This window comes from Stomatobaculum sp. F0698, from assembly GCF_030644385.1.
GTDB lineage: Bacteria > Bacillota > Clostridia > Lachnospirales > Lachnospiraceae > Moryella.
Genome location: NZ_CP130060.1, coordinates 2,081,868 through 2,103,634, shown reverse-complemented (window position 1 = coordinate 2,103,634; position 21,767 = coordinate 2,081,868). Strand labels below are relative to the sequence as shown.

General features: G+C 51.2%; 15 protein-coding genes. 5 read left to right on the top strand and 10 right to left on the bottom strand.

Annotated features, from left to right (window positions below; translation table 11 throughout):
- The first annotated feature begins 59 nt into the window (after nucleotides 1-59).
- Nucleotides 60-1,049, top strand: a complete 990-nt coding sequence (locus QU660_RS09520) for an SH3 domain-containing protein (RefSeq protein WP_304946263.1) — start codon at nucleotides 60-62, stop codon at nucleotides 1,047-1,049.
- Nucleotides 1,050-1,146: 97 nt separating this feature from the next.
- Nucleotides 1,147-2,625 carry a D-alanyl-D-alanine carboxypeptidase family protein gene (locus QU660_RS09515; RefSeq protein WP_304946262.1) on the top strand — a complete coding sequence of 493 codons (1,479 nt, stop codon included), beginning with the start codon at nucleotides 1,147-1,149 and terminating at the stop codon, nucleotides 2,623-2,625.
- Here QU660_RS09515 and QU660_RS09510 read toward each other — a convergent pair.
- The 4 genes from QU660_RS09510 to QU660_RS09495 all read right to left on the bottom strand — a co-directional run bounded on the left by QU660_RS09510 (nucleotide 2,622) and on the right by QU660_RS09495 (nucleotide 6,385).
- Nucleotides 2,622-3,617, bottom strand: a complete 996-nt coding sequence (locus tag QU660_RS09510) for a 3'-5' exonuclease (protein ID WP_304946261.1) — start codon at nucleotides 3,615-3,617, stop codon at nucleotides 2,622-2,624. The two genes, QU660_RS09515 and QU660_RS09510, sit on opposite strands and share 4 nt — an antisense overlap.
- A 3-nt stretch (nucleotides 3,618-3,620) precedes the next feature.
- The gene (gene spoVG / locus QU660_RS09505; protein ID WP_304946260.1) at nucleotides 3,621-3,920 is read right to left on the bottom strand and encodes a septation regulator SpoVG; all 300 of its coding nucleotides are present in this window, start codon (nucleotides 3,918-3,920) and stop codon (nucleotides 3,621-3,623) included.
- A gap of 72 nt (nucleotides 3,921-3,992) precedes the next feature.
- Complete coding sequence (gene glgD / locus QU660_RS09500; protein WP_304946259.1) at nucleotides 3,993-5,114, bottom strand: glucose-1-phosphate adenylyltransferase subunit GlgD; 1,122 nt, start codon at nucleotides 5,112-5,114, stop codon at nucleotides 3,993-3,995.
- Complete coding sequence (locus tag QU660_RS09495) at nucleotides 5,111-6,385, bottom strand: glucose-1-phosphate adenylyltransferase (RefSeq protein ID WP_304946258.1); 1,275 nt, start codon at nucleotides 6,383-6,385, stop codon at nucleotides 5,111-5,113. The genes glgD and QU660_RS09495 overlap by 4 nt, the downstream gene beginning before the upstream one ends.
- A 582-nt stretch (nucleotides 6,386-6,967) precedes the next feature.
- Between QU660_RS09495 and asnS the strand changes: the two genes are divergently transcribed.
- Genes asnS through QU660_RS09480 form a run of 3 tightly spaced genes read left to right on the top strand, consistent with a single transcriptional unit; the run spans nucleotide 6,968 to nucleotide 11,317 of the window.
- A complete protein-coding gene (asnS, locus tag QU660_RS09490; RefSeq protein WP_304946257.1) occupies nucleotides 6,968-8,359 on the top strand; it encodes an asparagine--tRNA ligase in 1,392 nt (463 codons plus the stop codon).
- Between the two features lie 31 nt (nucleotides 8,360-8,390).
- Entirely contained in the window at nucleotides 8,391-9,467 is a 1,077-nt protein-coding gene (locus QU660_RS09485; protein ID WP_304946256.1) for a metallophosphoesterase family protein, read from the top strand.
- The gene (locus QU660_RS09480) at nucleotides 9,467-11,317 is read left to right on the top strand and encodes an ATP-binding protein (protein WP_304946255.1); all 1,851 of its coding nucleotides are present in this window, start codon (nucleotides 9,467-9,469) and stop codon (nucleotides 11,315-11,317) included. The genes QU660_RS09485 and QU660_RS09480 overlap by 1 nt, the downstream gene beginning before the upstream one ends.
- 88 nt (nucleotides 11,318-11,405) lie before the next feature.
- On the opposite strand, the gene QU660_RS09475 is transcribed toward QU660_RS09480, so the two are convergent.
- The 6 genes from QU660_RS09475 to QU660_RS09450 all read right to left on the bottom strand — a co-directional run bounded on the left by QU660_RS09475 (nucleotide 11,406) and on the right by QU660_RS09450 (nucleotide 18,432).
- Nucleotides 11,406-12,251 carry a hypothetical protein gene (locus tag QU660_RS09475; RefSeq protein WP_304946254.1) on the bottom strand — a complete coding sequence of 282 codons (846 nt, stop codon included), beginning with the start codon at nucleotides 12,249-12,251 and terminating at the stop codon, nucleotides 11,406-11,408.
- A gap of 29 nt (nucleotides 12,252-12,280) precedes the next feature.
- Complete coding sequence (locus QU660_RS09470; RefSeq protein WP_304946253.1) at nucleotides 12,281-13,558, bottom strand: RNA polymerase sigma factor; 1,278 nt, start codon at nucleotides 13,556-13,558, stop codon at nucleotides 12,281-12,283.
- Nucleotides 13,552-15,999: a SpaA isopeptide-forming pilin-related protein gene (locus QU660_RS09465; RefSeq protein ID WP_304946252.1), complete on the bottom strand. Its 2,448-nt coding sequence runs from the start codon at nucleotides 15,997-15,999 to the stop codon at nucleotides 13,552-13,554. The genes QU660_RS09470 and QU660_RS09465 overlap by 7 nt, the downstream gene beginning before the upstream one ends.
- A gap of 222 nt (nucleotides 16,000-16,221) precedes the next feature.
- Nucleotides 16,222-16,698, bottom strand: coding sequence for a DUF4446 family protein (locus QU660_RS09460; protein WP_304946251.1), 477 nt, complete (start codon nucleotides 16,696-16,698; stop codon nucleotides 16,222-16,224).
- A 13-nt stretch (nucleotides 16,699-16,711) separates the two neighbouring features.
- Nucleotides 16,712-17,659: a ParB/RepB/Spo0J family partition protein gene (locus QU660_RS09455; protein WP_304946250.1), complete on the bottom strand. Its 948-nt coding sequence runs from the start codon at nucleotides 17,657-17,659 to the stop codon at nucleotides 16,712-16,714.
- 5 nt (nucleotides 17,660-17,664) lie between these two features.
- Nucleotides 17,665-18,432: a ParA family protein gene (locus QU660_RS09450; protein ID WP_304946249.1), complete on the bottom strand. Its 768-nt coding sequence runs from the start codon at nucleotides 18,430-18,432 to the stop codon at nucleotides 17,665-17,667.
- Nucleotides 18,433-21,767: the final 3,335 nt, after the last annotated feature.

The window sequence follows — 21,767 nt, the reverse complement described above, 5'->3', positions numbered from 1 at the left end:
GGGTGCAAAGCTCTTGTTTTTCCTGTATAATATAAAAGAGTCTATAAAAGGAGGCCGTCATGGCAGCAGAGAGAAAAACGATTCAAGAACTCATAGAGGAAGGTCGCAGCACCACCGAGAGCCTGCTTTCTCACGCCAACTATGCGGAGGCAATGATATGTTCACGCAAGACCCTCGACACTTTGGTTCGGAGTCTGTGCAGACGGAATAATCTCCCGGACGGGGATCTCACCGATATGCTCGATAATCTCTACCGCGAAGGCGTTATTTCCAAAGAAGTCTTTGCGGGCTTTCTGAAGATTTCCATGCTCGGTGAACGCGCGCTGTCCGAGGGACAAAACGATCCCGCCTTGGCGAGCGAATCCTACGATCTGTTGAGTCAGGCCGTCTACGCCTATCGACAGATGCTGGAAAACCAGTCCTCGGCGCGGCGCAGATCCGCCGCCAGGCGACCGGTCAGAAGAAGAGCCACCGGCGGTATCTCTCTGGACAATCTGCCGCCCTATGTAAAAATCGGAGTTCCGCTCGTCGTCATCTTGCTCCTCATCTTCCTTGTTCGCAGCTTTGCTTCCCACCGCAAAGCGGCAGATCAAACCGTCAACGCAAGTGTCGAGAGCAGCGAGAGCAGTGCGGAAGCGGCGCTCACGACAGAGGCGGAGACCAGTGCGGTCGCTCCTTCCGCGATTACGGTGTACACCACAAGTTCTTCCCTGAACGTACGTGAGACCCCGTCCACGAGCGGTAAGCTGCTCACTACGCTGCCCGCGGGAACCGTACTCGATTATGTCGGATCCTATAACGACCAGTGGACCATCATCAACTATAACGGCACGCAGGCATACGTCGCAACCCAGTACGTGACCGCTTCCGAAGTGAATCCGGCTGAGCGCGGCAATGCCTCCGCGACGAGAAGCAGTTCGCAGACCGATGCCGCAGAGACCGAGCCCGCGCTCGGCAGCACTGCCTCCGGAACCACCGCGGCAGACGAAACCAGCGCGCAAAAGGCGCAGAGCAGCTCCGCAAAAAGCAGTACGAGCAGCACCCGCTGAGCCAAGTTTGCATGTTCAAAATGCCATCCCGCGCAAACGCTGAGATGGCATTTTCCTTTTTTGCCACCATCCTGTTTCGAACAGAGAGGAGGTCTGATTGAATCGATTATTTGTTCGCGCGAAACAAACCGCAGTCGCGCTGCTTCTTGCACTTTGCGTTTTCTATTCCACCCTCCCGACGCTTGAGAGTTTTGCCGCACCGGCCTGGCCGCAGGATGTTTTGATTGATGCGGAAGGCGGTATCTTGGTGGATGCCTCTTCCGGCTGTGTGCTCTATGGGAAAAACATTCACGAGCGCTATTACCCCGCGAGTATCACCAAAATTCTGACCGCGCTCATTGTCATCGAGCGCTGCAATTTAGACGACACCATCACCTTTTCGTATGATGCCGTCCACAATGTCGAGAACGGTTCCACAAGTGCGGGCTACGGTGTCGGCGACCGGATTACGGTCCGCGAAGCCCTCTACGCCCTCCTGCTTCGCTCCGCAAACGAAGTCGCCAATGCGCTCGCAGAACACTGCGCGGGGAGCAGAGAGGCCTTTGCCGCACTCATGAACGAAAAAGCGGCTTCCCTCGGCTGTAAGGAATCCCACTTCACCAATCCTTCGGGCCTGAACGACGAAAATCACTACACCACCGCCTATGATTATTCTCTGATTGCGATGGCAGCATTTAAGAATCCGACTTTCTTGGAATTCGACTCGACCACCTACTATGAGCTTCCGCCGAACAGCGCAAACGCAGAGCCTTTTACCATCTATGCCGGACACAAGATGTTAAAGAAGAGTTCGGGGCTCTATTATCCCGGTATCATCGGCGGCAAGACAGGTTATACCATGACCGCCGGCAATACCTTGGTCACCTGTGCGGAGCGCGACAATTTGCGCCTCATCACCGTTGTCTTAAACGGTCACCTGACCCATTACAGCGACACAAAAAAACTCCTGGACTTCGGCTTCTCCAATTTCAAAGCCGTAAGCCCGGAGGGAAGTGACAATCGCTATGAAAAGCCGCAGACGGATTTGGACCTTGTCGGACGGCACAACACCTTGCTTTCGCTCTCGGGTGGCAAAACCATCGTCTTGCCGCGAACGGCCCAGCTCTCGGACACCACAAGTACCCTGAGTTATGAGCTCCCGGCGGATGCCCCCGCAGATGCCGTCGCCCAAATCCGCTATCTCTACGGCGATCGCACCGTGGGTTCGGTTTGGCTCTGTGCCGCGGCACCGGAATCAAACAACCAGGTTTCGACCTCTTCCAATGCGAAGGCGCTGCGCAGACTGCGCTACCGCATCACAAGCCTGCCGCGCAGACTGATTGCGGCAATCGCCGCGGGCGTCCTTATCTTCCTGCTTCTTCTGTTCTTCCTGCATCGGCGCAGAAAGCGGCAGAGAGCGGCGGAACTCGCCTTTTCGCGCAGCATGAATCGTGTCGCCGAGCGCGAGGCCTTCAACGCGCCGAAGGAACTTTCGAACGGCCCCTCCTCGGTGGAGCGCTATTTGGGAGACAGTTCCCTCTCGCGGCGCGGTCGAAGAAAGGGCTTCTTCTCACGTTTCTTCTCGAGACGGCGTTAACTTTTTTTGCGGAGCTGCTGCCGATGTCTCTGCAGACTCTGCTTTTCACTGAGAACCTGCTTCATCTTGCCGAGGCGCTCCGTCGCCTCGGCATTTACGATTTTGGTTGTCTTAATACAATATACCTTGGTGCCTTCGGTCTTTCGAAAACGCAGCTTTCCGCGCAGAAAGCCGTGTTCCGGACAAAGAGCAAGGCAATAATAGTTGCGCTGGTTTGCGGAAAACCAGCGCAGCTTTTTTTTCAGCATGCGGTTACAGCGATAGCAGAGCATATCCGTGACTGTTTTATCCTGAATGGCAGTCTCGCGGTCCGGAAATACCCGGGAGACATACTTCGCATAATCCGGAAAACAAAGATACAGCTCCTCCGCCTCATTTGCCGGCAAACGGTAGTAGTCGAGAGATCGGTATACCTTCAGGCTGTCAAAAGGCAACGCCGCCAGAACCGCGGCCGTATAGCGGGCATCCTCAATGGCCCGGTGAAAGGCCCCCTGTTCTTTGAGCCCCAGGGCTTCGACCGCGTTCGAAAGCGCCGTGACGCGCTTCTCCGCATCCGGAAAACACCTGCCGTATAGCTTTTGCACATCATAGTAGAAGAGCGGATAGGGGAACGGATTCCGCACGCGGAAAAATTGCAGGTTGCGCTGCAATTCCATAAGGTCCGTGTCTCCCCAACTGCAAAACACGACCTCCTCCCCCTCTTTCTCCATGCCGCACCAGCGGAAAAACTCCCGCATGACAGTCGCAAAGTCCTGCCCTTCGCTTCGAAGCTGTTTCGCTTGAATCTTTGTGAGTGCACGCACGCGATAATCCAGTGTTTTATAGACGAATGGGCGCACGAAGCGAGAGAACTCGGAGACCGGCTCCAGGTTCTCATTCAGCTTCACTGCGCCCACTTCTATAATCTCAAAGGGAAGGTCAGGCAGCTTCCCGACCTTCCCTCTATAACTTTGATTCCATTCCAAGTCAAAAACGATGTAGCTTGTTGCCATGAATTAAAACTCTCCGCTGCCCATTATCTCAACGCTCTCCACCATGTCTTCCGGAAGCGTCTCGTACTGCTCCAGAATTTTTCTCTGCATTCTGTCACGCGTTGTCGAATTGATGGGATGCGCAATGTCCCTGTATCCGCCGTCCCGCGAAAGACGGCTCGGCATTGCAATGAATAGGCCCCGATCTCCCTGTATCACCTTGATGTCGTGAATCACAAACTCGTTGTCTAGTGTGATGGATGCCACTGCCTTCATAGATCCGGCTTTCTGAATCTTTCTGATACGAACATCTGTAATCTGCATAGCGCCTCCTCCGATACAGCATGGATATGGATGGCGATAGGGTGATCAACCCGGGCTCCCCTGACACTGAACTCAGATCACATACCGCTCATTCTTTTCGATAACGATTTTTACCTCCTCCGGTGTTCCGATATGGCTCGTATTTGCCCGGAGCGTATCCCGACTCTCTACGATGCAATTTTCAATCACTGTGTCATTTCCAATGTAGACGTCGTTCAAAATCACGCAATTTCGAATCACGCAATTCTGGCCGACAAACACTTTCCGGAACAATACGGAATTCTCAACGCGCCCGTTGATGATGCAACCGCTTGAAACGAGCGAGTTTTTAACTTCCGCACCCGGATTGTACTTTGCGGGCGGCAAATCGTCAACTTTGGTGTAAACCTCCGGATAGCTTCTGAAGAAGTACTCCCGGATATCCCGCCGCAGGAAGTCCATATTTGTCTTGTAATAGGACTCCACGCTCGCGATATTACTCCAATAGGAATCCATTTTGTAGGCATAGATGCGCTTCAAATTCTTATATCGAACCAGGATGTCACGCACAAAGTCGTAGCGATCCTCGGCCGCGCATCTCTCGATGAACTCAATCAACTGTCTTCTGCGGATAATGTAAATACCGCAGGAAATCAGTCTGGAATCCGCAACCATGGGCTTTTCATCAAATTGCGTAATCCGATTGTCTCCGTTCGTCTCCACAACGCCGAATCTCGTGATGTCCTCCAGCGCCGATGCCTCTTTGCAGACCACAGTGATGTCTGCCTTCTTCTCGATGTGATACTCAAGCACCTTGTTGTAATCCAACTTGTACACGCAGTCGCCCGAGGCAATCACCACATAGGGTTCGTGGCAATTCTTCAGGAACTGCAGGTTCTGATACAGGGCATCCGCCGTGCCGCGATACCAGTCATTGGAAGTCGCGGTGATGGTCGGCGTGAACACAAACATTCCGCCCTGCTTACGTCCGAAATCCCACCATTTCGAGGAGCTGAGGTGCTCATTCAGCGAGCGCGAGTTGTACTGCGTGAAGACAGCTACGCGCTGAATGTGAGAATTCGACATATTACTCAATACAAAATCAATACTCCGGTAGCTTCCTGCAATCGGCATCGCTGCGATGGCTCTTTTGTTGGACAACTCCCTCATGCGCTTCGAATTTCCGCCCGCTAATACGATTCCTATTGCTCTCATTTTAAGCCACCTGCCTTTATGATTGCGCCGCCGCTCTCCAGCATTCCGTTCGGATAGTCTGCCGCAACGGTCTCTCCCCAAATTGCCGTGTTCTTACCGATTTTCACGTCACTCGGGATCACCGTTTTCTCGCCGACCGTCACGAGATCGGAGTTGTAGACACGCCGGTCATAACAGCTCTCCCGGTATTCTCCCACCCCCAATTCGCTATTCTTGCCGACAACAACTTGTTCCGCCAAAATCGACTTTGTTATCTTTGCCCCTGCGCCAATCACCGATTCGCGCATGATGATAGAGTCACGGACCACTGCGCCTTCTTCAATCACGACACCGGCGCCGATTACGGAGTGTTGCACTTCACCGTAAATCTCGCAGCCCTCGCCAATGAGACTCGCCTCGATCTTCGCATGCTCACCGAGGTATTGCGGCGGAATAAAGTCGCTCTTCGTGAATATTCTCCAGTACTCCTCATAGAGGTTGAACTCCGGAACAATATCCACCAGCTCCATGTTGGCTTCCCAGTAAGAGGAGAGAGTCCCCACATCCTTCCAGTAGCCGTGAAATTCGTACGCAAACATGCGCTTGCCCTTATCTCTGCAATAGGGTATCACGTGCTTGCCAAAATCCAACTCCGGTACCTCTCGAAGTCGCAGCAGAGCTTCCTTCAAAACCGGCCAGGAGAAAATATAGATGCCCATAGACGCCAAATTGCTCTTGGGCTCCTTCGGCTTTTCCTCAAAATCAATAATCCGATTTGTTTCGTCCGTGATCATGACGCCAAAGCGGCTGGCTTCTTCGATTGGCACGGGCATAACCGCCACCGTTAAATCCGAGCGGTTCGCCTTGTGAAAATCGAGCATCACCTCGTAATCCATCTTGTAGATGTGGTCTCCGGAGAGAATCAGGACGTAATCCGGATGATACGAGTCGATGTACTCGATGTTCTGGTAGATTGCATTGGCCGTGCCGGAATACCAGTCACTGCCCTTTGCACTCTCATAGGGCGCGAGCAGCGTCACGCCGCCGACCGCGCGATCCAGATCCCACGGGATACCGATTCCGATATGTGCATTGAGACGGAGAGGTTGGTACTGGGTCAATACGCCCACCGTATCCACACCGGAATTGATACAATTGCTCAGCGGGAAATCAATGATGCGATATTTTCCGCCGAATGAAACCGCAGGTTTTGCAACCATCTGGGTCAGGACGCCTAAGCGGCTACCCTGACCACCCGCCAGCAACATGGCAACCATTTCTTTTTTAATCACGCTCTCACCTCGCAGTCAAGTGTATTTCTACTTTATGAACCTATATTATGTAAACGGCAATGATGTAATTTTGAAACCGGTCCGCTTGCCTCTGCGGGCAGGCACAGCCCTGTTTTCAGACAGCTATGCCACCATAGATAGTCTGCTGCCAGTTTCAGTATATCATAATTTCCGAAAACGTGTACAAAAGCAAGCCAAAATTCATCAGAATTTTAAGGATTCTATCCAGAAATGAGCCTTTCCGCTTCCGACCGTCTCTGCCATCCTTCGGCATATTTCCCCGACCCTTACTGTTTGTTAGGTCTTACAAAAGCGCGGGGCGCCGCTTGGCCCGCCCGGCCGTTTCCGCACGCCCTCTTTTACGAAAGCAAAGCTTCTCGCTCGGCTTCGTCCTCTCCTGTAAGCCCCCGCACCGCAGCGCTTTTCCCCGGCTTTCGTCGGCCTCCTTTTCCCGAGCCTAGCGGATTTCCCCCGCCTCCGCCTTTTATTTTCCGACAAAGTGCGTTAGAATAGAGTAGTTATAAACTAGGCGTATTGGCGGTAGCCGTTTGCCTCGTTATTATCTTTGAGAGGAGTAAGCGAATGAAGCTCACAACAGTCAAACAAATATGGGAAAATCGAGAGGCGTATTTGAATCGGGAAATCGATTTGGGCGGCTGGGTGCGTTCGAATCGCGACTCAAAGTCCTTCGGCTTTTTGACCGTCAGCGACGGCAGCTTTTTTGAGCCCCTGCAGATTGTCTATCACGACAGTCTCTCCAACTTTCAGGTGATTCGAAAAATCAATGTCGGTGCGGCGCTCATCATCCGCGGCACCCTTGTCGCGACGCCGGACGCAAAGCAGCCCTTCGAAATTCAGGCGACGGAAATCTCGGTGGAAGGCGACTCCGCACCGGATTATCCGCTTCAGAAGAAGCGCCACTCGCCGGAATTTTTGCGCACCATTTTGCACCTGCGCCCCCGCACGAATCTGTTCCAGGCGGCGTTCCGCGTGCGCTCGGTCATCGCTTTTGCCATCCACAGTTTCTTCCAGGAGAGAAACTTTGTCTATGTCCACACGCCGCTCATCACTTCGAGTGATGCGGAAGGCGCGGGCGAAATGTTCCGCGTGACCACGCTGGACCCGAATGAGATTCCGCGCACCCCGGATGGCCTGGTCGACTACCGCGAGGATTTCTTCGGCAAGGAGACCAATCTCACGGTCAGCGGCCAGCTGAACGGGGAAGCCTTTGCCCAGGCCTTCCGTGATATTTATACCTTCGGGCCGACCTTCCGCGCCGAGAACTCCAACACCACCCGCCACGCGGCCGAGTTCTGGATGATAGAGCCGGAAATTTCCTTTGCGGATTTGAACGATGCAATGGCACTCGCAGAGGATATGCTGAAGTACATCATCCGCTATGTCTTGGAGCATGCACCGGAAGAGATGGCATTCTTGAACCGCTTTGTCGACACCGGCCTTCTTGAGCGCCTGAACCACGTGCTGAATTCCGAATTCGGTCACATCAGCTACACGGAGGCGGTCGAGATTCTGATGAAGAACAACGACAACTTTGACTACAAGGTGTCCTGGGGTACGGATCTTCAGACCGAGCACGAGCGTTTCCTGACCGAGCAGGTTTTCAAGCGCCCGCTCTTCGTCACCGATTACCCGAAGGACATCAAAGCCTTCTATATGAAGTTAAATCCCGACGGCAAGACAGTCGCAGCGATGGACTGCCTCGTCCCGGGCATCGGCGAAATTATCGGCGGCAGCCAGCGTGAGGACGACTACGAGAAGTTGCTCACGCGCATGAAAGAACTCAACATGGATGAGGAAGCTTACCGCTTCTATCTGGACCTCCGCAAGTACGGCAGCAGCCGCCATGCGGGCTACGGTCTCGGCTTTGAGCGCTGCGTCATGTATCTGACCGGCATTCAGAACATCCGTGACGTGCTGCCCTTCCCGCGCACCGTCGGAAACTGCGAGCTGTAAGCATAGGCTTTTTTCAACAAGGAGCTAGGTCATGAAGTTTATCCACACAGGCGATCTCCATTACGGCATGAAGCCGGACATCGGAAAACCTTGGAGCACGGAGCGAGCGCAGGCTGTCAAAGATGCGCTTGCTTCGATTGTTCGGGCTGCGCGCGATGAAAAAGCGGATCTCCTCCTGATTGCGGGAGATCTCTTCCATCATCAGCCGCTTGTGCGCGATCTCAAAGAAATCAGCTACTTGTTCGCCTCGATTCCGGATGTGGCGGTCGCCGTCATCGCCGGCAATCACGATCGCATTCGCGATAACTCCGCGGTGCTCTCGTTTCCCTGGCCGAAAAATGTCTACTATTTCACCGAGTCGGCCTTGAGCTCGGTCTACCTCCGCCGCCTGAACACGGAAGTCTACGGCTTTTCCTACCACACACGGGAAATTCGAGACAATCTCCTCGAGGGTGTGGAAGCCCCGGAAAACGGGCGCATTCGCATTCTGCTCTGCCACGGCGGAGATGCCAAACACCTGCCGCTCGATGTCAAAGAGCTCTCGGAATCCGGCTTTTCCTATTGCGCGCTCGGACACATCCATAAACCCGAGATTGCGGTTCCCGGCAAAGTCGCCTGGTGCGGTTCCCCCGAACCGCTCGACCTAACGGAGACAGGACCGCACGGCTACTTCCTCGGCGAAATCAATGATATTACCCGCCAGGTCACCTCACTTGATTTTGTGCGACTTGCAAAAACACAGTACACCTCCCTCATCGTCCACGTCACACCGGACTCTACCAATGCGGAGTTGCTGATGACCCTGAGCGATGAGCTCGCAAGACGCGGCAATCAAAATATTTATCGCCTGCAAATCAAAGGACTCCGGGATCCGGATGTGGTCTTTGATTTGGATGCCCTACGTCAGCGCTTCCGCATCGCAGAGCTCTTTGACTATTCCGAACCCAAGTATGATTTTTCGCGTCTGTTTGCGGAGCATTCCTCCGATATGATAGGTTTCTTCATCCGGGAACTGGATAAGCCGAATCTGAGCCCGCTCGATAAAAAAGCACTCTATTACGGTGTGAGCGCGCTGCTCCACACGACAGAGGAAAGGGGGCAAAAGTAATGATTATCCGTGAGCTCAATATCCGCGGATTCGGTGCCCTGCAGAATCGACGCTTTGTTTTCGGCGACCGCCTGAATATCCTCTACGGTGCAAACGAGGCCGGAAAGTCAACGCTCCACCTTTTTCTCCGCGCCATGTTCTACGGTTTGGAGCGCGCGCGCGGCCGTGCCTCGAAAACGGACGCCTATGCACTCTATGAACCCTGGTTCGGGGAGGGCGCCTACGGCGGAAGCCTGCGCTTCGAAGAGGATGGGAAGTTGTACCGCATCGAACGTGATTTTCGAAAGAATCCGCTGGACCTCACCATCATCGATGAGAGTGCCGGGCTTGCGATCGAAGATCCGGAGACCTTTCTTCGCGGCTGTCTCTGCGGCCTGAGTCAAACCGCCTATATGAACACGGTCAGCATACGGCAGCTGAGGAGCGCGACCGATTCCGGCATGACGCAGGAATTGAAGAACTACATTGCCAACATGAATGCGACCGGCGAACATACGCTGAACATTGACCGTGCGACCGCCTATCTTCGCGATCAGCGCAAAGCCTTTGAACAGCGCATTGTGCCGGATGCCGCCAAGCACTATGCGGCAAATATCTCTGAAATTCGCAGACTGGAGGAGCAGATTTCCGTTCCCGGCTACCGGAATACCATGCAAAGTCTGAGCGCTTCCAAGCAGGACAGTCAGAGTGTTCAGGAAACCCTGCAGAGCGAAAAGGAAAAGCTTGTAAAAAGCTTGGCCGCCAAGCGCCAGACCATGGAAGAGCGCGGTTTTCAAAACCGACAGTCCCTGCTTCGCTTTCAGACTCAACTTTCCGAGCAGCAGAACGAACGCAAAGCCTTGCGCTCTCGGGCACAACTGCGGGCCCGGAGCATTGCCGCCTTTCTTTTGTTTCCGCTGGCACTCTTACTCTATTTTACGATGTTGCGTGTGGTTCCGGACAGTGCCAATAAACTCCAGGCTCTGCTCTGCGTCACGGCTGTCTGCTGTGTTGCCTTGGGAATCTGTTTAATCTTCTCGGTCTTGCTCGCGGGACGGAGAAGGCGAAAATCGACCCGCAACATCCAACAACTTGTTCGGGCACATTTCCCCGAACTTCTGCTGGAGAGTGAACTCAGAAAACGTCCGCATGCGCTCGCCGAGAGCGCCAAGGACAAGACGGCCGAACTGCTGGTTCTGCAGGATGAAATTTTGCGCTGTGAGTCCGCCGTCTACGATATTGAAGAGAAACTGCGCCTCTTAAAGACACAGCAGGCGGAAACCGAACAATCCCTGGCAAACCAGCAGAAGAGTCAGTGGTTGCTGGAACAGCAGTTACAGCAACTCTCCGCTCTGAAAGACGAGACTGCCGCCTTGAAAAATGTGGTTGCCGAAAACGACCGCCTGAATACCGAGATAGAGGCCATCAACATCGCAACGGAAACGCTGGCCAGACTCTCGGAGACCATTCATGATTCCTTCGGCCGCTACCTGAATCAGTCCGCTTCACAGCTCATCTCCGGTATCACCGGAAATGTCTATGATTCCCTTTCGGTCGATCAGAATCTGAATATCTTTTTGAACACCTCGCGAAAGCTGATTCCGATTGAGCAGGCAGGTGCCGGCACCGTGGACCAGGTGTATTTTGCACTGCGCCTCGCCGCCGCGGATTTGTTGCAATTCGGCAACAGCTCACTGCCGCTCCTACTGGACGACAGCTTTGCCAACTATGACGAACAGCGGCTTCGCACCGTTCTTCACTGGCTGTCGGAGAGTTATACGCCCCGCCAGATTTTACTCTTTACTCCGCATCTTCGCGAGGCACAGCTCCTCACGGCCTCCATGCTCCCGTTCCATCTCGTGGAACTTTGAGGCGCATCGCTTCTGTGCACTAAAAAGGCAGCAATCCCTTGGGCTTGCTGCCTTTTTGATTCCATGATTTACCTATACCGAAAACACTTTAGTCTCTTTTCTCATCCTCATCTGCGTCCTTCCGCGGAGAGCGCTTCCGCTTCGGATCGAACTTTCGCTTTCCCTCTTCAAAATAGACGGCCAGCTGCTTTAGCAGTATGCTCAGCATCCAGAGGGCCATACTGCAGACCAGAATCTCCGCGACCGGAAGGCCGCTCGCCGGGCCTCGCCTCTTTGCCGGCGGAGCTTCCTTTGCAATATCAAGTTCGAGCTGCCCTGCCGGTAGTTCCGGTCTCTTCAATTCCGCCTGTCGATTTACATCCCGCATCCTTGCGGTCCCGACTCGTTCTCCGTGCAAGCTGACACCGACTGCCGACAGCGCTTTCGTTTGTCCGGAAAGATCGTAGCGCTTCCTTGTCCTATGTTCTTCCTCCCCACGCCGCAGGCTCACATCCACTTCGAGTTCCGTTCGCCTGCCATCGCTCATTTCCGCGGATGCCACCGTTCCCTCTGCCTGCAACAGACACTGTTCTCCCGGTTTTAGCGAAGGGACAAAAATTTGCAGCGACTCCCCATGAGAAAGGGCATCATACGGTACGGCCTCCGTTCCTTCTCGCAGGAATTCCGCATTCGAGAAGCGGTATACCTGACCCGCACTTCCCTCCGGCAAGCGAAGAGAAAGATGTACTTCCGGAATTTCCTGTTCACTCTCATTTTCCAGTTCGCAGAGGAATAAAATACCGGATGTCTCATCCACAAAAAACTCCGGAGAAATCCGCAGTTCTGTTCCCGCCTCTGCCTCTCGCAGGGAAAGCATAACCCCGAACAAGATGAGTGCAAGGAACACACAAAGTCTGATTCCAAGATGCAAGCTTCTATCCGCAAGTCGACGCATGTTGTCCTCCTCAGATGAATATCCTTTGCTCAGTATGTCTCGCCTGCGATTTCTTCCGTCTCCGTCGTCTCCGGCTCAAGTTTCGCCGTCTCCCCCTTCCGAAACAGATAGACCGCCTGATTTCCCGCTCTGTCTCGAATCTTAATCCGAAGCGGAAACAGTTCCTGCGGTATCCGCAAAACACCGTTTTCTCTGTCAATCGAAAAACTCTCTACCGTCTGTTCCTCGTGTTCACAACACAATGTATCCCAGTCTATTTGTGCCGCCTCATCGGAAAAGCGCAAGTGCATCCAATCCCCCTGCTCTTGATATCCGAGGTATACCGGCGCTTCGCTATCTATGTTTGAAATTCGAATGGTCTTTTTGGCTCTATGATTTGCGATATCGATTGCCTCTATCGTATAAACTCCGTTTTTTTCGACGATTGCTTCATACGCTTTTCCGTTCCGGAGCAAGGGAATTTCTTTCTCTCCGGACAGGCTTATCTTTTTAATCGGTGCTCCGCTTGTCACTTGAAAGCGCAGCAGCTGTTCATTGACATAGCAGCCGGGATCCCGATATTGCACCGCAGAAATACGGACACCACGCAGCGCAACGCTGCCGACCAGTCCCGTAGACAGGAGAACTGCCGCCGCGGCTTTGCCGAAAACAGCGGAAGAGGCCATGGCAGCCCGACCGCCCGTTTGCAGATACTCCAAATGAAGAAAGAAGGTATAAAAGCTGAAGGGACTGAAGCAAAAGAGTTTATTTCCGATCAACTTCTTCATCTTTTTCTTTGCTTCGGAGAGCCGACTTTTCACCGTTCCGATCGGTACATCCATAATTTCCGCGATATCTCTTTCCCTAAGTTCCGAAAAGAACTTGAGCAAGAGCGTGGCTCGCAAAGGCCAGGATAACTGATCCGCCGCCGTCATAATGGTATGTCGCTGTTCCAACTGCTCAATGGACAGCCCTCCGTCCGACATTACATCCGCCCTCAGCTCCGATTCCAGCATTTCCTCCAGCGGAACTCCCTTGGTGCTTGTATAACGAACGGAAGTGATATAGTCCAGAGTGCTGTGATAGGCAATCCGATTGGACCAACACTTAAAACTCTTCGGATCCGTTAAATCTTCGATGCGATGGAATATTTGTAAAAACACTTCCTGTGTGAGATCCTCTGCCTCATGCTTGTCACGTACCATCTTGTAAATCAGATAATAAATCGGCTGATAGCAGAGGGAATAAATTCCGTCAAAGGCCTTTACATCGCCTTTCTGGTATTCTCTGACCAATTCCACAACCCTTTGTTCCCGTAAACTCAGCATCTGTCAGTCCCCCTGTTTGTATGCAAACACTGCTTCAAAACCGACTGCAATAGCAACAGCGACATCAACAGACCCAAAAGCAGTGTTTCATCCGGGCAAATGCCCTGTCGTCTTTCCCCCGTTTGCGGTAACTTCTGCCCGACGCGCTTTGTTTTCGCACCTTTCCCGCTTTGCAGCCTCTTTCCGCGAAGGTACGAATGCACCGGGCGTCCTCTGTGTACTTTACAATGCTCTAACCTAGCCCGCGGAAGCGGTGTCCTCGCTTGCTGCTTTGTCCTTTTCCTTTCGCGCAGCATCCGCTTCTCGCTGTTTTCCTCTATCTCATAGCTTACATCGCTTCTTGTCCCATCCGTTCCGACATGCATTTCCCGCGTTTCCGGCTCATGCCGCGCCGCTTCGATATGGAATCGCTCCGCTGCGTTCTCCCGTATTTTTTCGCGCCTCTCGGGCTGCCGCCTTCGGGCTTTCCTCATTTCCCTCCCGACGATCGGCGGAGTGATGCTCCGCGTCAGCATGACAGTTTCGGCCTTCCACGGAAGCTCCGGTTGATTGCAGACCAGAAACACTGCCTCGCTTCCTTGGTAGCGGACCGCTTCATATTGCGGAATCCAACCGAACGGAATATTCATTTCCTCAACGCCGATTACGCAGCCATACGGCAAGACACCGGAGAATAGGAGAGCATCTTCTCGAAACAGCTCCGCCTCTTCGGCGTTGCTTGCGCTTGCCCGGCCGCTTCGGCTTCTCCTCGCATCGGAAGAACTTGCCTCAAAATCCCAGACAGCCTCCCAATGGTTGCTTGTATTCACTGCCTTGATTTCTCCGAGCACCGCAAGCACTTCTCCGTCACGCAAGAGCAGCGGACGAAAATAAGCTTCTTCCTCTGTTCTGTCCGCCCCCCAACTCTTTTTTACGACGATGCGCTCTATGCTCCTCCCCGTCTGTTTTACAAAAACCGCGCGTAAGCGCTGTGTCCGTTCCCGACAAGAGAGTTCCTCCGTCACAAGAATACGCCGGCTGCCGTCTTGCGGATTTCCTTCCCGCAGACGTCGATTGAGCGCCTGCCTCGCCTCAACGGGACTGCTGTAGACAGCCAATAAGCGTTCATCTTCGTAAAGCAGTACACGGCTCTCCGGCAGCAGGACATAGCCTTCGTGCTCCAAAATCTCCCCTTTTAACTGCTCGAGTTCATCGCCGTCCGCTATGAATCCATGCGCAATACCTAAATTCGCATTCCGCATATGGGAATTTACGGCTTCCGATTCTATTCCGAGGAAGGGACCGCTTGCCGAGAAATATAGCTGCCATACTTCTTCGCTGTGCCCGATCTCATCGAAACGATCCGATGTCGTATCGCGGCCGCTCAGTGAAAGCGCCGATACGGAGGCATCCGCTACCATAAAACGGAGCGTATCCTGTAAGCTGTGACAGTCCGGCGGGAAATTCTGCTGCTCAAGCCGGTAGCTTCCGCTCGGCAGGTTTGAAATCAGCAACTTGCCATCCGCATCGGTACAGAACTCCGTATGCTCCGGCATCCGCATATTCGAATTGCCGCTTTCAGAGATCAGACGATAGCATATACCGGAGAGCGGTTCACCCTCCGTTGTCACCGCGATTAATTCCACATCTCCCACAGTCTCAAGCCTTAACTCATCCCGAAACGCTCTCACATGCCGACAGTCAAACGGAAGCGACCAGCGAAGACCGATTGACTCTTCCTCCGTCGCACTGCTCCGATAACTTGTCACCGCAGTCAAAGACTGCTGAAATGCATTTTCCACACTTTGCAGAATCTCGGCCTCGCCGCAAGTTCGAACGACGACCGCCTTTTCCCCTTGCTCTGTGCTGTGCAGAACGATTCGTCTCTCAACTGTTCCGTTTCTGTCGTAAAACGGAAGCGGGAGAATCAAGGTGCTGTCCAGACGATAGTGACCGTTTTCAAATCCGCGCAGTTTCTCCGGCACACGCGCGATGGGATTACCGCGCAGGTCCAATTCGCGTGCCCCGAAATACGTTAAATGTTCTACGATTCCCGGATCCGCTGCCAGAGGGCTCAAGTCCGAAATCAGATTATCCGAAAGATCGATATAGGTCGCATTCCGAAGCAGATGAATCCCTGCAATCTCTCGAATATTCCTCCCGTTTGCTCGAATTTCGGCATTCTCCGTGGTCGTTCCGTATTCCAGCAAAATTTTCTCCGTGCTCTCTTCGGGTGCTACCGTATAGCTGCCGTCCTCGATATGAGCCGAAATACTCTCAAAAATCGCTTCCGCAAACGCCCGATCCGATACGCCAGCCGCTTGAATGTGTTCCACGCTAAAGTTTGACACGGTATCGACCGCCAACACCGTGCCGCAGCAAAGCATGCACTGCCATAGCATTATAATCAGAACTACAATGTGAGAAGACCGTCTGCTTGCATCTGCCTTTGCTGTCGTCATGTCACGTTCCCTCCCCAAGTATGTTGCCACCTCAGCGTAAGTCACTCCACCTATATAAGGACGGGTTTTTGCAGTAAAAGGTTCGATTTTTTTTACAAAAAAACGGCGGAATTTTTCCAATTCCGCCGTTCAGCATGTACAGCAGAACTTGGTATAATACTACCATAGTTCTGCTTATTTGCTCTCTAAAAGTTAGCAAAGATTTCTTTCGATTTTATTAAGTTAACTCTCTTTGTAACCCAGTGCCTGCTCCAGAGCATCTTTTTCCTCGCTTCCGAGCAATACTTCGGTCTGTCCGCAATCTACCGTCTTAATGTAGAGATAGCATCCTTCGCGCGAGTGCACGGTATTCATAATAAAACCGGTATTGGTGTAGTCGAGCAGAGCAATCGCAAAACTCATTTTCCCGCCCATGTCCTTAAAGGCATTGTAGCGCACAATGCCGAATTTCTGGTAGGAAGCTCTCTGATTCTTATTCAGAACACGAATGGCTTCTTTATTTGCTCTGTCCTCCGATCTCAGGTCTCGAAGCGCTTCCTCCAAACCGAGTATCGTGTCCTCCATGCTCTCCGCATCTCTGCCCCGCATGAAATAGTCATAAGAACGTTTGATTTTCCCGTACCTGCTCAAGAGATAGATCACAAGAATCAAAAGAATCGCATCAAATGCGGCTAAAACCCCAAATATCACTGTTTGCATACACAGTGCCCCCTCACTTGTTCTCTACGGAGCGCAAGAGATCCATGATGCGCTCCAACTCAGCCATTGAATAGTAGTCAATTTCCACTCGCCCTTTGTTGTTATCTCGTCGGTTGATGTGGACCTTGGTGCCAAGTATGCCCCGCATCTTCTCCTCGTAGCTCTGATAGAACAAACTGAGATCCTCGGTCTCGACCTTCTTTTCTTTTTTCTCCTTGCGTTTCTTCTTTGCCTGTTTGACCAGTTTTTCCACTTCCCGAACGCTGAGCATTTCTGCGACAATCTTCTCCGCGAGCATTTCCTGCTCGCCTTCATCCTCCAATGCGAGCAGAGCTCTTGCATGACCGGAAGAAATTTTTCCCTCGACCAAAAGATCGCGCGCGCCCTCCGCAAGCTTCAAAAGGCGAAGTGCATTGGTAACAGTCGTGCGACTTTTGCTCACCTTGTCCGCGACTTCCTCCTGCGTGAGATGATAGTCGCGTATCAGCATCTGATACGCCATTGCCTCTTCAATCGGATTCAAATCGGCGCGCTGCACATTCTCAATGATGGAAATTTCCGCCACCTGCTGCGAACTGTAATCTCTGACCAACACCGGTATTTCCTTGAGTCCGGCTGCCCGGGCCGCACGGTAACGTCGCTCACCGGCAATAATCCGATAACCGCCCTTCTCATCCCGTTGTACCAGCAGAGGCTGCAATACACCGAAATGACGAATGGAATCCGAGAGTTCCTGCAAAGCCTCCGGATCAAAATGCTTGCGCGGCTGATCCGGATTTCCGTGCACCTCTTCGATGCGAAGCAACATCTCTTTATCCTTAACCGGAGCAACTGTCTGCTCGACAGCGGCTGCGCTGCCCGCTACTGCCGCCTCTTCCTTTTTTTCTTCGAGATGGTCCATGCCGCCCAACAAATCGCTGAGCCCCTTACCGAGTCTACGCTTTTTACTCACCGCACACATAGATATTACTCTGCCTCTCTCATTAAAATCTCAGCCGCAAGCTTGCGGTAATTCTCCGCACCGGTGGAACGCGGGTCATACTCGGTTACCGGCATTCCGTAACTGGGAGATTCCGCGACACGCACATTTCTCGCAATGACTGTATCGTAGATATATTCCTTCAGAACATCTTTCACACTGTCCACGACTTGTTGCGACAAATTATTTCTCGCATCATACATCGTAAACACAATGCCGTTGATGCGCAGCGCGGGATTCAACTTCATCTGCAAGAGCTTGATGCTCCGCAGCATTTGGTTGAGACCCTCCATCGCGTAGTACTCACACTGAATGGGGATAATGACATCCGTCGCTGCGGTCAATGCATTGATGGTCAGAAGACTCAAGGAAGGAGGGCAGTCTATAAAGATATAGTCGTAACGATCGACCACAGCCTCCAAATAGTGCTTCAGAACATACTCTCGGTTCTTCTTTTCCAGAAGTTCGAGTTCCAGTCCGGAGAGATTTACATTGGATGTCAGCACATCTAAATTCTCGGAATAGCTCTTGTGTACAGCCTCCTCAAATGTGCATGCATCCATCAACAGCTCGTATATTGTGTTATCGTCCTTTTTCTTTTCAATTCCGAGACCGCTCGATAAATTCCCCTGCGGGTCAAAGTCAACCGCCAATACACGCATACCGGCTTCCGCAAATGCCGCCGCCAGATTAACGACAGTTGTCGTTTTTCCAACTCCGCCCTTTTGATTTGACAATGCAATGATTTTTTTCATGATTGCTTCACCGTGCGCCTCTCTATTCGAAAATTTTCGCTTTGTTCTATATCATAACACAAATTAAGACTCCAAGAAATAATAACCGTCCCCCTAGCGGTAGTTTCTCTGAATTTTTGAAGCAATAACTCTATTTTCCCGCTTCGTACCTACTGCCTCAGGCGGCGCAATTCCGGTCTTCGTGCCGCCTGCTTTCTGACAGAAAAATCATTTTATCTTTGTCTTTCAATTCGATTCCGATACAAGCGAAATACAGCCTTGTCTATCCTTCGAACTGATATACGAACGTGATAAAACAATGGATTCATGAGAAAAGTTCCGATCAAGATTTCCTATGATTTCCTGAGTCCATGTGACGACCCATCCTTTGTTTCACGTGAAACAAAACTGCGGACAAGCGAAAACCGGTTCGTACAATGATAGCTGTCTCCGTGAAAAAAAAGCAGCTTCACAGTGAGCACCAAACGAAAGAGAAGACTTTACTGTAAGCAAGTCGATTGCAATGCGAAGAAGCGATGTATCAAACTGAAGCGTCCGATAAATATCAAAGAACACGCATAGCAGGCAAAATCGGTATATGGAAAACCGTATTGTAGCCATACCGGAAATGCCTCTGTTTGCTTTCATACGGGCAGTTGCCCCGCACTATAGAACCGAATATTACCGCAGCTTCTTTAAACCGAATGGCAACAACGCATCGAATCATTTATTCCGCATGGAGTCAAAGCGCGACAACATAAACGGCTTCTCTGCAAAGATCCGATAGAGCCATATCTGCAAACGCAGCAGTTGCAATCATTTACAGTTCTAATTCACGTGAAACATGACGCCGGAAGAAAGATCAATTGTTCAACTGCCTGTCCGTAAATTCCGCAATCCCGTTACATAGCGGCTATAATGACTCTCAGAAGACTAGCCGATTTCCTTGTTATATGTAGCGGTTATCGCAAATTGCCGCTAAACATTACCGCCTGCGTATGAAAGCATGATAAGGTCACTTCGACACACAGAACTATTGCTCTGCGTGACAATCTGTCTTGAAACTATATTGCTTCACATGGCATAGCCGGTTCGCGAAATTTACGCTTAGAAATGACAGTGCAGTATTCGATACGAAACGGACACTGACTATGCGGAAGAAGCTCTCGTCATTGAAGTATCACTTTCATGATTGTCGCGCCAGAGGATATGGTTATGAAGCGTGAGCGACTGCATCTTTCTCACATGTTCCATGTGAAACATCCTTCGTTGTCGATTTCTTTTCCCGGTATTCGTTTGCATTGATCGTTCAATGACAGTAAATCTATCTTGCTGAAACAGAACTAGCAGCGAATCATGCGGCATATATCCGGAAAATAACTCCTTTCGATACAGCTTAACTTTCGTAAATTCCGGAGCCAGGGAGTATCGGTTTAAAGTAGTTCCGACTGCATTTTCTCAACTGTTCCACGTGATACATGACTGTGCAATTCTGTTTATCGGTGCTCGGTGACACAACAATCCCGACTACGATTGCTACCAAACGCATTGAGCTTCCTTACGGAAATCAAATCAGCTACCGCTTCCAAGTATCGCAACGGATTAATCTCATCCCCTCGGCGCAATAACAGCCTTCGACTTCACTGTTTCACGTGAAACAATACGCAGCGATTCAATTTCCACGTGCTCGATGGCACGACAATCCCGACTACGATTGCTACCAAACGCATTGAGCTTCCTTACGGAAATCAAATCAGTTACCGCTGCCAAGCATCACAACGGATTAATTTCGTACCCTCGGCACAATAACAGCCTTCGACTTTTCTGTTTCACGTGAGACATTACAGTGCGATTAATTTTCTAGTGCTAGATGACACGAGGATCCCAATTACGATTGGCTTCCGGACGCATTGAGCTTCCTTACGGAAATCAAATCAGTTACCGCTGCCAAGCATCACAACGGATTAATTTCGTACCCTCGGCACAATAACAGCCTTCGACTTTTCTCTGTCACGTGAAACATTAGGTGCGATTCAATTTCCATGTGCTCGGTGACACGACGATCCCGACTACGATTGCTACCATACGCATTGAGCTTCCTTACGGAAATCAAATCAGCTACTGTTGCCAGGTATCGCAACGAATTGATCTCATCCCATCGAAGCAATAACAGCCTTCTATCTTTCAGTTTCACGTGAAACATTACAGTGCGATTTAATTTTCTAGTTCTAGATGACACGAGGATCCCAATTACGATTGGCTTCCGAACGCATTGAGCTGTCTTACAGAAATCAAATCAGCTACTGTTGCCAGGTATCGCAACGAATTGATCTCATCCCCTCGGCGCAATAACATTTTTCTCCTTTTCTGTTTCACGTGAAACACTACGGTGCGATTCGATTTCCAAGTGCTCGATGACATCGACAATACCATGAATACTCGGCTATCTGTTGCATCGAACCGGTCTTGGAATATTGATATATCCCGGTCTTAGAAGCTCCCGTTTATGTCATCTCGTCAGCTTGAAGAAACGGTCTCATCCGCCCTCACTGTTTCACGTGAAACATCATTGATCGTAGATTCAATCTCAAAGCTCCGGTCCGGCTGACATAACCGGGTACCATCGCTTGGCCGTAAAATTGAAGCATACAAGCATATATCCGGTATCGTTACATTCCCTCACAGTATGAGAAGATTGTTTCGAAAGGTCATAACTCATACATGATCGTATCCTATCCGCACCGTTGCTTTGAGTGGGCTTACGAGCTATAAGCGCAGTTTGACAGTTATCAAGCACCGCGTCCGTATGTATTCGTCCCCTCAGATTCTCCTCTTAGCCTGTCTTTACTGTTTCACGTGAAACATCCATCGTATCGATTCAATTACATGGGTATAACTCGAAACTGCAATATCAGAAACAGGCTATTTTTGATTGTGTTATATCAGCCTTATACACATTGTTATATTGAAATCAGATCTTAGCATTTAGCGTCTATGCCAAAGCATGAGAACCCGGGGAGGTCTCAAGTCGAAAACGAAAGGAATCAATTTCTGCATCCGGCGGCATACGCTGACAGCATCAATTCAATAATCAATCGTTCTTATCTATAAGATAATACAGTCTATAAGATAATTCAGTTTCTGTCTTACGACTTCTAATCGGGCAGCATTTCTACACTTACGGCATGGTATTGATATCGGCTTTATGGGTCAATTTTCTCTTTACCACTTGGTCTGCTCGTATGAGCTATCAGTCGTTGCAATTTCGTTGTTTCAATGCCATAAGTTATATCGCAGATTGTAGTTTGATTTTCATTCATGATGATATGATGTGCATTTGAATTACACTTTGGATC

Bases quoted from the DNA above. Each gene is read 5' to 3' on its own strand.
- QU660_RS09520 (WP_304946263.1), top strand. From the start codon at position 60: ATGGCAGCAGAGAGAAAAACGATTCAAGAACTCATAGAGGAAGGTCGC.
- QU660_RS09510 (WP_304946261.1), bottom strand. From the start codon at position 3,617: ATGGCAACAAGCTACATCGTTTTTGACTTGGAATGGAATCAAAGTTAT.
- spoVG (WP_304946260.1), bottom strand. From the start codon at position 3,920: ATGCAGATTACAGATGTTCGTATCAGAAAGATTCAGAAAGCCGGATCT.
- glgD (WP_304946259.1), bottom strand. From the start codon at position 5,114: ATGAGAGCAATAGGAATCGTATTAGCGGGCGGAAATTCGAAGCGCATG.
- asnS (WP_304946257.1), top strand. From the start codon at position 6,968: ATGAAGCTCACAACAGTCAAACAAATATGGGAAAATCGAGAGGCGTAT.
- QU660_RS09485 (WP_304946256.1), top strand. From the start codon at position 8,391: ATGAAGTTTATCCACACAGGCGATCTCCATTACGGCATGAAGCCGGAC.
- QU660_RS09480 (WP_304946255.1), top strand. From the start codon at position 9,467: ATGATTATCCGTGAGCTCAATATCCGCGGATTCGGTGCCCTGCAGAAT.
- QU660_RS09475 (WP_304946254.1), bottom strand. From the start codon at position 12,251: ATGCGTCGACTTGCGGATAGAAGCTTGCATCTTGGAATCAGACTTTGT.
- QU660_RS09470 (WP_304946253.1), bottom strand. From the start codon at position 13,558: ATGCTGAGTTTACGGGAACAAAGGGTTGTGGAATTGGTCAGAGAATAC.
- QU660_RS09465 (WP_304946252.1), bottom strand. From the start codon at position 15,999: ATGACGACAGCAAAGGCAGATGCAAGCAGACGGTCTTCTCACATTGTA.
- QU660_RS09460 (WP_304946251.1), bottom strand. From the start codon at position 16,698: ATGCAAACAGTGATATTTGGGGTTTTAGCCGCATTTGATGCGATTCTT.
- QU660_RS09455 (WP_304946250.1), bottom strand. From the start codon at position 17,659: ATGTGTGCGGTGAGTAAAAAGCGTAGACTCGGTAAGGGGCTCAGCGAT.
- QU660_RS09450 (WP_304946249.1), bottom strand. From the start codon at position 18,432: ATGAAAAAAATCATTGCATTGTCAAATCAAAAGGGCGGAGTTGGAAAA.